The organism is Notoacmeibacter ruber (assembly GCF_003668555.1).
In the GTDB taxonomy this organism is placed as follows: Bacteria; Pseudomonadota; Alphaproteobacteria; order Rhizobiales; family Rhizobiaceae; genus Notoacmeibacter; species Notoacmeibacter ruber.
Map to the genome: position 1 here is coordinate 1,992,592 of NZ_RCWN01000001.1, position 13,040 is coordinate 2,005,631.

The following is a 13,040-nucleotide window of genomic DNA, read 5'->3' on the forward strand; positions in this document are numbered from 1 at the left end:
AAGCCAACTTTTGGCCGGCAGGACAACGGCTTTCCTCCCATCCGGTCTTGCCGGCCCTTTTTCCAAATACACAGGCGGAGCATGACGCTCATTCGGACGATTTTCGCAGCCTTTTTTCTTTTTTTGGCGGCGCTGCCCCTTCAGATGGCAAGCGCTCAGGACGATGATACCGCCCTGCGTCAGGCGATCGCAGGGCTCGGCGCGGAAAAAGGTTATTCCAAGCTCCGCGAAGCAATCGCCGTTGTCGTCGAAACCGGCGATCCGCGCGGCGCAAGGGTGTTGAACGCATTGTCGGAAGGCGACGTCTACCGCCATCAGGATCAGGATGAAGTATTTATTGTTGCGGGACGCGGCAAGGAATTGACGCTGCTCGACCCGGTTACGGGCGAGAAGGTGGGAACGGCTGCCAAAGGCGCTTTGAAAAAGGTGCGGGTGAACAATTCCGTACGCCGGACCGTCGACGAGGCGGTCGGCGCGCTGACATTGGCCGCAAAAGACCCCCATGTTCGCATCTCCGCCGCCCGGACCCTGATCGAAAATCCCGATCCGGACAGCATCGAGATCATCGACGAGGCGCTGCAGGACGAAGACGACAGCGCAGTCATCGCAGTACTTGAACAGGCCCGTGCAGCCGCGATCCTCTTTTCTGACCAGCCGGATGAGGAGCGCATCGCCGCTCTCGACAAGGTCAGAGAAATCGGCGGCCAGGAGGCGCTCAGCCTGCTCGTGCGCGCCCGTTCCGCCACGCAGGGTGAATTGCGGGATGCAACAGACCGGGCGATCGCTTCGGTCCGGCGCAATCTGCAATATTGGAGCGTCGGCCAGAATGTCTGGTACGGGATTTCGCTCGGCTCCGTCCTGCTTCTTGCAGCAATCGGATTGGCGATCACCTTCGGCGTTATGGGTGTCATCAACATGGCCCATGGCGAGATGGTGATGCTCGGCGCCTACACCACGTTCATGGTGCAGGAGGTCATGCGGACAAGCTTTCCGGGCCTCCTGGACTGGTCGCTCCTCATCGCATTGCCCCTCGCCTTTCTGGTGGCAGGCGCGGTGGGGTTCGTCCTGGAACGAAGCGTGATCCGCTTTCTCTATGGCAGACCGCTGGAAACGCTTCTTGCGACCTGGGGCGTCAGCCTGATCCTGCAGCAGGCCGTCCGAACGATTTTCGGACCCACCAACCGCGAGGTGTCCAACCCGTCCTTCATGAGCGGCGCGTTTCGACTGGGCGAACTGTCGATCACCTGGAACAGGCTCTGGATCGTGGTGTTTGCACTGGTTGTCTTTGCCGTCCTTCTCTACGCGATCAACCGCACCTCGCTTGGTCTCAGAATGCGGGCCGTCACGCAAAACCGCCGCATGGCGGCTGCAATGGGCATTCGTACACCCTGGGTCGATGCGCTGACCTTCGCTCTCGGATCAGGCATTGCAGGCATTGCCGGAATGGCGCTTAGCCAGATCGACAATGTCTCTCCCAATCTCGGCCAAGGCTACATTATCGACAGCTTCATGGTCGTCGTCTTCGGCGGGGTCGGCAATCTCTGGGGGACCCTGATCGCGGCACTGAGCCTCGGCGTGGCCAACAAGTTCCTCGAGCCGTTTGCCGGCGCGGTGCTGGCCAAGATTTTCGTGCTCGTCTTCATTATCCTGTTCATCCAGAAGCGGCCCCGCGGCCTGTTCGCCCTCAAGGGCCGGGCGGTGGAAGCATGATCGTCGGCCATCTGCTTCGCGGCGGTCTGAACCGCTGGATCGTCCTGTCGCTGGCCGTCATCCTCGCGATCGGGATCGCCGTGCCGGCCGCCAATCTTTTCTTGCCCGCGGCGCATCCGCTCCACGTGCCGACCTATATCGTCGCCCTGTTCGGCAAATATCTCTGCTACGCGCTGCTGGCGCTCAGTCTCGATCTGGTCTGGGGCTATGTGGGCATCCTGTCTCTCGGCCATGGCGCGTTCTTCGCACTCGGCGGCTACGCGATGGGCATGTATCTGATGCGTCAGATCGGCGCGCGCGGCGTTTATGGCGATCCAGTCCTGCCGGACTTCATGGTGTTCCTCAACTGGAAGGAGCTGCCCTGGTTCTGGTACGGCTTCGACCAGTTCTGGTTTGCCGCCTTGATGGTGATGGTCGTGCCGGGCCTGCTGGCCTTCGTCTTCGGCTGGTTCGCTTTCCGCAGCCGCGTGACGGGCGTCTATCTCTCGATCATCACGCAGGCCATGACCTATGCGCTTATGCTCGCCTTCTTCCGCAACAATATGGGCTTTGGCGGCAATAACGGGTTGACCGACTTCAAGGATATTCTCGGCTTCTCTGTCCAGGCGGGCTCGACGCGCGGCGCTCTCTTTTTCGCTTCGGCGCTGGCGCTGGCGCTCGGCGTCCTGTTCGTCGCCGCGCTTGGCGCGAGCCGCTACGGCAAGCTGATGGTGGCCGTGCGTGACGCCGAGGCGCGGACACGCTTCATCGGTTACCGCCCCGAATATGTGAAGCTCTTCGCCTTCGTCGCGTCAGCCGTGATGGCGGGCATTGCGGGGGCGCTTTACGTTCCGCAGGTTGGTATCATCAACCCCGGCGAATTCGCGCCCGCAAACTCCATCGAGATCGTCGTATGGACGGCCGTGGGCGGTCGCGGGACCATCATTGGCCCGATCATCGGCGCCATTCTCGTCAATGCGGGGAAAAGCTGGCTGACCGGCTTCGCGCCGGAGTTCTGGCTGTTCGCGCTGGGTGGTCTTTTCGTCGCCGTGACGCTCTTTCTACCCAAAGGAATTGTCGGCACGGCCATGGACGGCTGGGGCGGCTTCAGAAGGCTGCGAGCCGCCAGGCATGAGGAAGCCGGTCAGAGCGATGCAGCCGCCGGCCCGCAACCGGAGGCAGCGCAATGAGCGATGCAGCGATCGTCGAAGAGCGGCCTCTAATGGAAAAGGCCCCGCAACATGCCGTCGGCAGCGAAGCCGAGACGAAGGAAAGCCTGCGCAAGGAAACCATACTCTATCTCGACGGCGTCTCGGTTTCCTTCGATGGCTTCAAGGCAATCAACAATCTCTCCTTTCTTCTGCAAAAGGGCGAGATGCGCGCCATCATCGGACCGAACGGCGCCGGCAAAACGACCATGATGGATATCATCACCGGCAAGACCCGCCCGGACGAAGGCGAGGTCTTTTTCGATGGCGATATCGACCTGACGAAGCACGACGAACCTGCCATCGCCACAATGGGAATCGGCCGGAAGTTCCAGAAACCCACCGTCTTCGAAGGGCACACCGTCGAGGATAATCTGGCGCTCGCGCTGTCCGGATCACGATCGATTTTCGCGTCCATCTTCCATCATCGCGACGAGGAAGAAGAGGCTCGGATCACCGGCATTCTTGAAACGATACGGCTTTACCCGCTCAGAGAAACCAGTGCCGCCAACCTCTCGCACGGCCAGAAACAGTGGCTGGAAATTGGCATGTTGCTGGCGCAGGACCCGAAGGTTCTGCTCGTCGATGAGCCGGTTGCCGGCATGACGGATGCCGAAACGGAGGAAACGGCCCGGCTATTGCGCGACATCGCCCGCGACCATTCGGTGGTCGTCGTCGAGCACGATATGGGCTTTGTCCGTGATCTCGGCGTCAAGGTGACCTGCCTGCATGAAGGCTCAGTGCTTTCAGAGGGATCGATCGACCACGTATCCAGCGACCCGAAGGTCGTTGAAGTCTATCTGGGGCGCTAGACATGCTGACAGTCGAAAACGCTCACCTCCATTATGGGGCGGCAGAGGCTTTGCGGGGCGTTTCTCTCGACGCGAGGCCGGGCGCGATCACCTGCGTTCTTGGCCGGAACGGCGTCGGCAAGACATCGCTCATGCGAGCCATCGTCGGCCATCACCCTCTGACGTCGGGCACCATCGCCCTGGACGGGCAAACCTTCGGCAGAAAGCCCGCCTATGACCGGGCACGCGCTGGCATCGGTTTCGTGCCGCAAGGCCGCGAAATCTTTCCGCTGCTGACCGTTCGGGAAAATCTGGAGACCGGCTATTCGGGTCTGGCGCGGTCGGACCGCTCCATTCCGGATTATGTCTTCGACCTGTTTCCGGTCCTGAAAGACATGATGAACCGTCGTGGCGGCGATCTTTCCGGCGGCCAGCAGCAGCAACTCGCCATCGGCCGGGCGCTTGTGACACGGCCCAAGCTGCTCGCGCTCGACGAGCCGACGGAAGGCATCCAGCCCTCCATCATCAAGGATATCGGCCGGGCGCTGACATTTCTCCGAGACGAATTCGGCATGGCTATCCTGCTGGTCGAGCAATATCTCGATTTCTGCCGCGAACTGGCCGACAGCATCACCATCCTCGACAGGGGGGAAGTCGTGCATCAGGGTGCTGCCGAAGATCTGGACCGTTCGGATGTCCGAGCGCACCTGACGGTCTGAACCATGAAAGTCTTTCGTCAGGAACCGTGTCCGCTTTGTCTTGACCCACAGCCGTCCGGATGCTGCCATACCGACCATCCGAACAACGGATCGTTTCGCTTATGACCGCCCTGCCCATAGTGCAGCAATTCGACACAACGCAGCCGGTGGCCTCGCCCAGGATGCAGCGCAGTCGCGGTTGCGGGTGTATTGCGGCGAAAAGGGCCGGTTCTGGCGAGACGCGACTCGACACGCTCTTTCAGGAAGGCTCGGCGCGCATTCGCCTGCCCAAAAGCCATTCCGAAGGTCGGCTCGAAGCGGTTTTGCTGAATACGTCCGGCGGCATGACCGGTGGAGACCGGCTCGATTGGCGCGCCGACGCCGCCGCGAAGACACATTTGACACTCGCGAGCCAGACCGCCGAACGCCTTTACCGTTCCCCCGACGGCGTGGCGACGGTCGACGTCCGCCTGTCGGCATCAGAAGGCGCAGTGCTACATTGGCTGCCGCAGGAAACGATCATGTTCGACGGCGGAGCGTTGCACCGAAAAATCACCGTCGATCTTGGAGCCGATGCCGAACTCCTGATTTGCGAACCGATCGTCTTTGGCCGGACAGCCATGGGCGAAACCGTACGGCACGGCACGTTGCGGGATGATTGGCGGATCCGCCGCGATGGGCATCTGGTCCACGCGGAAGCGTTTCTTATCCAAGGCGCCATCGACGCACGCCTCACCCGGAAAAGCATCGCCGGCGGTTTGCGGGCAGCGGCCACCGCCATCCTTTTCAGCCATTGCGCGGAAGCCTTCCTGGAACGGGCGCGCGCCATCATCGGCGAAGCGGGTGGCGCATCCTTTTTCGACGGCAAGCTCGTCTGTCGGTTGCTGGCCCCCGATGCGCTGGCTCTTCGCCAAAAACTCATTCCCCTTCTTACGACCTTGCGCGGCGGCCATGCCCTGCCGCGCTGCTGGTCCTGCTGACAAACGAGGCGTTCATGCTGCTCACTCCCCGCGAAAAGGACAAACTGCTGATTTCGATGGCCGCCGAGGTTGCACGCAAACGCCTCGAACGTGGTGTGAAGCTCAACCACCCGGAGGCAGTGGCTTTGATTACGGATTTCGTGGTCGAGGGCGCGCGCGACGGGCGTTCCGTCGCAGATCTGATGGAAGCCGGCGCGACCGTCATCACACGCGATCAAGTTATGGAAGGCATTGCCGAGATGATCCACGACATCCAGGTGGAGGCAACCTTTCCCGACGGCACGAAGTTGGTCACGGTGCACGAACCGATCCGTTAGGAGACATCATGACCAGCATCCCTTCCGACCCCGAAATGCCCGATCCAGGGCCGGGACATGATCCCGAAACACCGCCGGCGCCCGGCCCCGGCAAGGTGCCTGGCGATCTGCCCCCGGATACGCCAAGCCGGACGCCCGGCGAGCAACCGGGGCTGCCCGGTAACGATGATGATCTGCCGGAACTGCCGGAGCGTAATCCTTATCGCGAGCCGGAGCCACCGCGGCCGCCTATCGACGACCCCGGTCGTGTCGACAGTCCCGAAGTGCCCATCGAGACGCCGGACGACCATCCGAACACCTCGCCCGGCCAGACAAGCGAGGGCAGCGTATGAACGAAGAGCTGTCTAAACAGCCAGCGGCCACACCGGCCGCTGGCATTCCAGACCTCTTTTCACCGGAGCGTTCCGAGACACGTCTGGTTGCCGAGGCCGCGCTGTTCGCCGCGCAGGCGCATGGCTTCCAGACACGTGAAGATACCGGCGACAGCTATCTTGTGCATCTTGCCGAAGTGGCAGCCATGGTGGCGTCGATCGAGCCTTATGACGCGGTTCTCCACGCAGCCGCATGGCTGCACGATACGGTGGAGGAGACTGCCGTCACCGAAGAAATCATACGTGAACGTTTTGGCGACGAGGTGGCCAACCTTGTCGTAGACGTGACAGATCCCGAGGGGCTTAAGGGCAAGGAACGCCGCCAGCGACAGGTCGATCACACGGCGCAGTGCGGCGAGCGGGTGAAACAACTCAAGATCGCCGACAAGACCTCCAATACCGAGGAATACCTCAACCTTCCCGAGAAGCGCTTCGATACAAAGGACGCGGCCCGCTACCTGAAATGGGCAAAACGGGTGGTCGACGTATCACGCGGAACGGCTCCGCAACTGGAAGAACGCTTCGATCGGTCCGCCAAGCGCCTGCAGGCCATGATCGACGCTCATGACGATGATTGAATTCAAACCTATCGGATAATGGAAAGAAGAGGGTTTCACATGCGCCGTTTCGTTTTGGCCACCATTTTCGGCCTCGCATCCGCGCCGGCCTTCGCCCATGCGCCAACCGGCGCCGGGGCGACATTCGGTGCATCCTTCATGAGCGGTGCGTTGCACCCGCTGAACGGTCTCGACCATATACTGGCCATGGTCGCGGTCGGTATTTTTGCTGCGATGATCGGTGGCCGAGCCATTTTTGCCATACCAGCCTCGTTCATCGGAGCGATGGTCATCGGCTTTGTTCTCGCGACAGCGGGGCTCAGCCTGCCCATGGTTGAGCCCATGATCGTCGCCTCCGTAATCGTGTTCGGACTGCTGATCGCTGCAACAACCCCCTCATCTGCGATTGGCATGGGACTGGCCCTGCTCTTCGGCCTTTTCCATGGGCATGCGCACGGGGCGGAGCTTGCGGGCGCCACGGCAACGGCGTTCGGCGCCGGCTTTATGGTCGGCACGGCCCTGTTGCACGCCGCTGGAATCGCCTTGGCTGTGGGCCTCGAAAAGATGGCGTCCAACCGCGCCATCCTGCGCGTTGTCGGCGGCGCAACCGCGCTTGCGGGCGTCGCGATCGGTTTCGGCTTCTGAGAGGAAAACAGCATGATCCCCGGAGAAATCATCACCAAAGACGGCGACCTCACCCTCAACGAGGGCGCCGAGACACTGACACTCAAAGTAGCCAATACGGGGGACCGGCCAGTTCAGGTCGGCAGCCACTACCACTTCGCCGAAACCAACCCCGGCCTCTCCTTCGACCGGCAAAAAGCGAAAGGTATGCGGCTGGATATCGCCGCAGGCACCGCCATCCGCTTCGAGCCGGGACAGGAACGCGAAGTGACGCTCGTTCCTGTCCTCGGCAAACGCCGCATTATGGGCTTTCGCGGCGATACGATGGGAAAGGTCTGACAGCGTGTCAGTTCAGATCCCGCACATAGACCGTGACGTCATCCTCCTCCGAGACATCGGCGGCGACCACGGTCTGGGTGGTGATCTCCTCGCTGTCGAGCGCATAGGAAACGATGGCGTTCAAGTCGATCGCGCGGCGAAGCTCCTCGATATTGGCCGAGGTCTTCTCCGGCAGGTCTTTCACCATTTCACCGATGGAGGCCGGCACGCGGACGATTGTGATCGTATTGGCGTTCGTCATGATCTTGATCCGGCGCGCCACTTCTTCGGCACGGCCCGCCGCTTCGGAGACCTTGTCCTTGGCGTCCTGGCCGGAAGCCTCATGGGTTTCGATGGGGGCAGAGACGACCGCCTCGGTCAGGGCGGGCGTATCGGAAAGCTGCGCCAGAGCGCCCGGCGTGAAAAGCGTGGTGAAGGTTGCGGCGATTACAAATTTGCGGAGCAAGGTATGACCTCGAACGTCTGGAATGGATGCCATGAAGCTGTAGGGCAAAATGGCCGTTCGACCAGTTTGTTGCATCGCTTAAGCGTGTTTCTGCCTGTTCTTTGTTGGGCGGCCGTTCCCACTAGCGGCCACGCGCAGGAGGCGCCAGATTGCGACGAGCCCCTGACACAGATGGAAATGACCGCCTGTGCGAGCCTCGACTATGAAAGCGCCGATGCCGATCTCAACGAACTTTGGCCGCGGCTCGTGGAGGATGCCCGCTCCAAGGATGCGGCAATGAGCGACTTTCTCGCCGAGCGCGACATTCCGAGCACCGAAGAAACGCTTCGCCGAGCGCAACGCGCCTGGATCGACTATCGTGATGCCGAATGCGACTACCGCGCCTATGACGCGCTCGGGGGTTCGATGCAGCCGATGATCGGCAGTCAATGCCGGGCCGATCTCACCCGTGCCCGTATCCGGACGCTTCGTTCAGCGCTCGATCAGGCCGAAGGCGACGTCGGAAGCCGTGAATGATTTGCTCCCAAGCTGAATGCCGACCCTGAAAAAGCCCTTACGATCGCGCCGAACATCGAGGACCGAAAATGCCAGCCACCCTCTCCCGCGCCGCTTATGCCGACATGTACGGCCCGACAACCGGCGACCGCGTTCGCCTCGCCGATACCGAATTGTTCATCGAGGTTGAAAAAGACCTCACCACCTATGGCGAGGAGGTGAAATTCGGCGGCGGAAAGGTCATTCGTGACGGTATGGGCCAAAGTCAGGTGAGCCGGGCGGATGGCGCTGTCGACACGGTCATCACCAATGCGCTGATCGTCGACTGGACAGGCATCTACAAAGCCGATGTCGGTCTGAAGGACGGCCGCATTGTCGGCATCGGCAAGGCCGGAAATCCCGATACGCAGCCCAATGTCGATATCATCATCGGCCCCGGCACGGAGGCCATTGCGGCCGAAGGCCGCATTCTCACCGCTGGCGGCATCGACAGCCACATCCACTTCATCTGCCCTCAGCAGATCGAAGAAGCGCTGATGAGCGGCATCACCACCATGATCGGCGGCGGCACCGGCCCGGCGCACGGCACGCTTGCCACCACCTGCACGCCCGGCCCCTGGCACATTGCGAGGATGATCGAGGCGGCCGACGCCTTTCCGATGAACCTCGCATTTTCAGGTAAGGGCAACGCGTCAGACCCGCGCGCGCTGGAAGAAATGGTGCTCGGCGGCGCATCCGCATTGAAGCTGCATGAAGACTGGGGCACGACGCCGCAGGCGATCCGTACCTGCCTGTCGGTCTGCGACGACCACGACATTCAGGCGATGATCCACACTGACACGCTGAACGAGAGCGGCTTCGTGGAAAGCACGATCGAGGCGATCGACGGCCGGACGATCCACGCCTTCCATACGGAAGGTGCTGGCGGCGGCCACGCGCCGGACATCATCAAGGTCGCCAGCCTGCCGAACATCATACCAAGTTCGACCAATCCCACCCGGCCCTATACCGGCAATACCATCGCCGAACATCTAGACATGCTGATGGTCTGCCATCACCTCGACGGCAATATTCCGGAAGATGTGGCGTTTGCCGAAAGCCGGATCAGGAAAGAGACCATCGCGGCAGAGGACATTCTGCACGACCTCGGCGCCTTTTCGATCATCGCCTCGGACAGTCAGGCCATGGGCCGCGTCGGCGAGGTTATCATCCGCACGTTCCAGACCGCCGACAAGATGAAGCGCCAGCGCGGCCGCCTGGCAGACGAAACCGGCGAGAACGACAATCTGCGCGTCAAGCGCTATGTGTCCAAGTTCACCATCAACCCGGCCATCGCCCATGGCATGAGCGAGCATATCGGCTCCATCGAGGTCGGCAAGCGCGCGGACCTCACCCTCTGGCATCCTGCTTTCTTCGGCGTGAAGCCGGAAATGGTGCTGGTCGGCGGATCGATCGCCGCCGCGCCGATGGGTGATCCGAACGCTTCGATCCCGACCCCGCAGCCCGTCCATATGCGACCCATGTTCGCCGCGTTCGGCAAGGCGCGGACCAATTCATCGATCACCTTCGTCAGCCAGTCGGCGCTCGATAATGGCCTTTCCGGCCGTCTCGGCACGGCCAAGAAGATGCTGGCCGTAAAGAATACGCGCGGCGGAATCGGCAAATCCGCCATGAAGCTGAATGACGCGACGCCGCAGATTGAGGTCGATCCGGAGACATACGAAGTCCGCGCCGATGGCGAATTGCTGACCTGCGAGCCGGCAACGGTTCTGCCCATGGCACAGAGGTATTTTCTGTTTTGATGGTTCATATTCATGTCGCAAGGCTATACTTCTGAGGACGGGCCAACGAAAATCACACTCAAAACGCGCACGAATAAATCAGCACTGGGAACCAGTGTAAGAAAGAGACCGATCGCGCCAAACAGAATGCAGAAGCAAAGTGAAAATCTTCTTTTTCTTGATTCTCTAAAGTAGGTTTCAATTAAGATACCCTTGAGCAAAGACTCAAATTTACTTTTTGCTGAAGCCCAATGCGACTCGATCGGATCTCTCTGACGATTTCCCTCTACTCTTCTGCCAATCGCGGTATCTAGGAAACTGTCCCACTCGGCATCGTAGTACTTCCCATAACGGGTAAATGCGTCATAGCCGGTGTATCTGATTTGTTCATGTAGATGTACATAGGTATTAACCAGCGCGTTCCGAAACATCGTTTCCACATATTCGGGCCGGGAAGTACCGAACCGCATCACGAATGGGCGACGCAGACGATACAATAGGTTCGACAAACCCATAAAAATTAGGCCAAAATATAAGCTCCTCAAACGCCATTCATTTGATATCAAAAAATAGCGTGGATTTTGCCCAGATAACTCGCTGAAATTGATATGTTGGGCAACGGAGTCGTTGAACAGTATCAGATAGCCGACGACGGGCACCGCCAGTGAAAGGTTAGCCAATTTTGAACCGAACAACCAAACATAGTCGGGCCAAGCGAAATTGTAGGTGAGCGCCCAGAGCCTAGTTTGGAATTTTTGGATCAACCCTTGCCCCATCTATTGTCCCGAAGTTAAAAATGCCCGCAACAGCAATTGCATCTAAGTTCACTGATGCCGTGATCTCGGCAGTTTGCATAATACGAGCGGAACTCTCGTGCAGAATTTGAGAGAAAGTACCTGCCAACGGATCATACCGCATGGATCGGGTAGTAACCATCCCGCCGACACGATCACTTTGGACGAGACCGCGCGGCACCGGCGGCGGGCGAAGCTGACGTCCGATGGCGGGATCGAGTTTTTGCTCGACCTGCCAACGGCACGGCTATTGCGGCACGGCGAAGGGCTGTTGCTCGAGGATGGACGCGTGATCGAGGTCCGCGCGGAGCCGGAAGCCCTGCTGGAGGTTCGCGCCGATGACCCGCGCCATCTCCTCGCCCTTGCCTGGCAGATCGGCAACCGGCACCTCCCCGCGCAGATCGAATCCGACCGCATTCTCATCCGCCGCGATCATGTCATTGAGGAGATGCTAACCGGCCTCGGCGCGTCCGTCGCCCATGTCGAAGCGCCTTTCGATCCCGAAGGCGGCGCCTATGGCGATTCCCATTCCAACCATCATCACCACGACCATAATCATGGCGGTCACGGGCACAGCCACGAGCATGGCGATCACGATCACTCACATCACCACCATGCCCCTCACCACCATGATTGAGTGCGGCCGGTGACACGCTCACTCCTCACCTTGCTGTCGTGGCTTTCTCCGGTCTTTCCGACCGGCAGCTTCGCCTATTCGGCAGGGCTGGAAACAGCCACGCTCGAAGGACGGGTGACGACGGCAGAGACGCTGGAAGATCGGCTGATCACGCTTATTCGATTGGGCGCGCCTTGGAATGATGCTGTCCTGCTCGCCTCGGCCTACCGTGCCGCTGACGACGATGGAAAACGCAAGGAACTGATCGCCCTCGCCCGCGCACTTTGCGGCTCAGCCGAGAGATTGCGCGAAACGCTTGATCAGGGCCGCGCCTTTCATGCCGCAGCGACACCCTGGTTCGGGGGTGATCGCGATGCGCTGCTGGACGGCGCGCCCCTTCCCGTCATGATCGGATACGCGGCAGCGCGCTATGGCCTGTCACTCGAGGAGACGATCTCCGCCTTTCTCCACGCCTTTGTCTCGGCGCAATTGCAAGCGGCCATCCGGCTGTCGATCATCGGCCAGTCGGGCGCAGCGAGCGCGCTCGCGCGACTGGAAAAAGAGGTCGATGCTGTGGCGCAGCGCGCCATCACGACCGACATCGAAGATCTCGGCACCTGCGCATTGGCAGCCGAAATTGATGCCCTACGTCACGAAACCCTTCCCGGACGGTTATTTTTGTCATGAACGAGCATGTGAACCCAGAAAAAACGGCACAGCGCGCGCCATCTCCAAATGGTCCGCTGAGGGTTGGCATTGGCGGACCGGTCGGCTCCGGCAAGACGACACTGACCGCACGGCTCTGCGAGGCGCTGCGTGATGAGATGAGCGTCGGGGTCGTCACCAACGACATCTATACGCGCGAGGACGCCGATGCGCTGGTTCGGATGCAGGCCCTTTCCTCCGACAGGATCGAAGGCGTAGAGACGGGCGGCTGCCCACACACCGCCATCCGCGAAGACGCCTCCATCAATCTGCGCGCCATCGAACGGCTGCGCGAGCGATGCCCCGATCTCGACGTGGTGCTGATCGAGAGCGGCGGCGACAATCTGGCCGCGACCTTTTCGCCGGATCTGGCCGATCTGACGATCTACGTCATCAGCGTGTGTCAGGGCGATGACATTCCACGCAAGGGTGGCCCGGCCATCACGCGCAGCGACCTCCTGATCGTCAACAAGGCCGATCTGGCGCCTCATGTCGGTGCCGATCTGGATCGCATGAAGGCGGATGCAAAGGCGTCTCGCGGCGAACGACCCAGCGTCTTCACCGATCTGCGCCATGGCGAAGGGACCGACGCGATCGTCGCCTGGCTGAAGGAGAATGGCGGGCTCTGAC

17 protein-coding genes are annotated in these 13,040 nt (G+C 60.7%); 15 read left to right on the forward strand and 2 right to left on the reverse strand.

Annotation, left to right across the window (positions count from 1 at the left end; translation table 11 throughout):
• The first annotated feature begins 81 nt into the window (after positions 1 to 81).
• The 10 genes from urtB (at position 82) to D8780_RS09545 (ending at position 7,574) form a co-directional block, all read left to right on the forward strand.
• Entirely contained in the window at positions 82 to 1,710 is a 1,629-nt protein-coding gene (gene urtB / locus D8780_RS09500; protein WP_121645373.1) for an urea ABC transporter permease subunit UrtB, read from the forward strand.
• On the forward strand, positions 1,707 to 2,879 hold the full coding sequence (gene urtC / locus D8780_RS09505; RefSeq protein WP_121645374.1) for an urea ABC transporter permease subunit UrtC: 1,173 nt from the start codon (positions 1,707 to 1,709) through the stop codon (positions 2,877 to 2,879). The genes urtB and urtC overlap by 4 nt, the downstream gene beginning before the upstream one ends.
• 32 nt (positions 2,880 to 2,911) lie before the next feature.
• Positions 2,912 to 3,709 (forward strand): urea ABC transporter ATP-binding protein UrtD, encoded by a 798-nt coding sequence (urtD, locus tag D8780_RS09510; protein ID WP_121646493.1) that lies wholly within the window; start codon positions 2,912 to 2,914, stop codon positions 3,707 to 3,709.
• Positions 3,710 to 3,711: 2 nt separating this feature from the next.
• Complete coding sequence (urtE, locus tag D8780_RS09515) at positions 3,712 to 4,407, forward strand: urea ABC transporter ATP-binding subunit UrtE (protein ID WP_121645375.1); 696 nt, start codon at positions 3,712 to 3,714, stop codon at positions 4,405 to 4,407.
• 101 nt (positions 4,408 to 4,508) lie between these two features.
• Positions 4,509 to 5,366, forward strand: coding sequence for an urease accessory protein UreD (locus tag D8780_RS09520; protein WP_158598477.1), 858 nt, complete (start codon positions 4,509 to 4,511; stop codon positions 5,364 to 5,366).
• Between the two features lie 14 nt (positions 5,367 to 5,380).
• The gene (locus D8780_RS09525) at positions 5,381 to 5,683 is read left to right on the forward strand and encodes an urease subunit gamma (protein ID WP_121645377.1); all 303 of its coding nucleotides are present in this window, start codon (positions 5,381 to 5,383) and stop codon (positions 5,681 to 5,683) included.
• Between the two features lie 8 nt (positions 5,684 to 5,691).
• Positions 5,692 to 6,015 carry a hypothetical protein gene (locus tag D8780_RS09530; protein ID WP_121645378.1) on the forward strand — a complete coding sequence of 108 codons (324 nt, stop codon included), beginning with the start codon at positions 5,692 to 5,694 and terminating at the stop codon, positions 6,013 to 6,015.
• Positions 6,012 to 6,632: an HD domain-containing protein gene (locus D8780_RS09535; RefSeq protein ID WP_121645379.1), complete on the forward strand. Its 621-nt coding sequence runs from the start codon at positions 6,012 to 6,014 to the stop codon at positions 6,630 to 6,632. Before D8780_RS09530 ends, D8780_RS09535 begins: the two co-directional genes overlap by 4 nt.
• A gap of 39 nt (positions 6,633 to 6,671) precedes the next feature.
• The gene (locus D8780_RS09540) at positions 6,672 to 7,256 is read left to right on the forward strand and encodes a HupE/UreJ family protein (RefSeq protein ID WP_121645380.1); all 585 of its coding nucleotides are present in this window, start codon (positions 6,672 to 6,674) and stop codon (positions 7,254 to 7,256) included.
• Between the two features lie 12 nt (positions 7,257 to 7,268).
• Positions 7,269 to 7,574: an urease subunit beta gene (locus D8780_RS09545; RefSeq protein ID WP_121645381.1), complete on the forward strand. Its 306-nt coding sequence runs from the start codon at positions 7,269 to 7,271 to the stop codon at positions 7,572 to 7,574.
• A gap of 7 nt (positions 7,575 to 7,581) precedes the next feature.
• Here D8780_RS09545 and D8780_RS15755 read toward each other — a convergent pair whose 3' ends face one another.
• Positions 7,582 to 8,019 carry a hypothetical protein gene (locus D8780_RS15755; RefSeq protein WP_158598478.1) on the reverse strand — a complete coding sequence of 146 codons (438 nt, stop codon included), beginning with the start codon at positions 8,017 to 8,019 and terminating at the stop codon, positions 7,582 to 7,584.
• A 177-nt stretch (positions 8,020 to 8,196) separates the two neighbouring features.
• On the opposite strand from D8780_RS15755, the gene D8780_RS15760 reads away from it, so the two are divergent.
• Together D8780_RS15760 and ureC are read left to right on the forward strand one after the other, a co-directional pair.
• Positions 8,197 to 8,535 carry a lysozyme inhibitor LprI family protein gene (locus D8780_RS15760; protein ID WP_158598479.1) on the forward strand — a complete coding sequence of 113 codons (339 nt, stop codon included), beginning with the start codon at positions 8,197 to 8,199 and terminating at the stop codon, positions 8,533 to 8,535.
• Between the two features lie 68 nt (positions 8,536 to 8,603).
• Entirely contained in the window at positions 8,604 to 10,316 is a 1,713-nt protein-coding gene (ureC, locus tag D8780_RS09560) for an urease subunit alpha (protein WP_121645384.1), read from the forward strand.
• Positions 10,317 to 10,339: 23 nt separating this feature from the next.
• Here the strand turns inward: ureC and D8780_RS09565 are convergent, their stop codons facing one another.
• Complete coding sequence (locus tag D8780_RS09565) at positions 10,340 to 11,059, reverse strand: hypothetical protein (protein WP_147440306.1); 720 nt, start codon at positions 11,057 to 11,059, stop codon at positions 10,340 to 10,342.
• Between the two features lie 109 nt (positions 11,060 to 11,168).
• Here D8780_RS09565 and D8780_RS09570 point away from each other — a divergent pair, with 109 nt between their 5' ends.
• The 3 genes from D8780_RS09570 to ureG are packed head-to-tail and all read left to right on the forward strand — an operon-like array spanning position 11,169 to position 13,039.
• Positions 11,169 to 11,726 carry an urease accessory protein UreE gene (locus D8780_RS09570; protein WP_245412318.1) on the forward strand — a complete coding sequence of 186 codons (558 nt, stop codon included), beginning with the start codon at positions 11,169 to 11,171 and terminating at the stop codon, positions 11,724 to 11,726.
• Between the two features lie 9 nt (positions 11,727 to 11,735).
• Complete coding sequence (locus D8780_RS09575; RefSeq protein ID WP_158598480.1) at positions 11,736 to 12,392, forward strand: urease accessory protein UreF; 657 nt, start codon at positions 11,736 to 11,738, stop codon at positions 12,390 to 12,392.
• Complete coding sequence (gene ureG, locus D8780_RS09580; RefSeq protein ID WP_121645387.1) at positions 12,389 to 13,039, forward strand: urease accessory protein UreG; 651 nt, start codon at positions 12,389 to 12,391, stop codon at positions 13,037 to 13,039. Before D8780_RS09575 ends, ureG begins: the two co-directional genes overlap by 4 nt.
• Position 13,040: the final 1 nt, after the last annotated feature.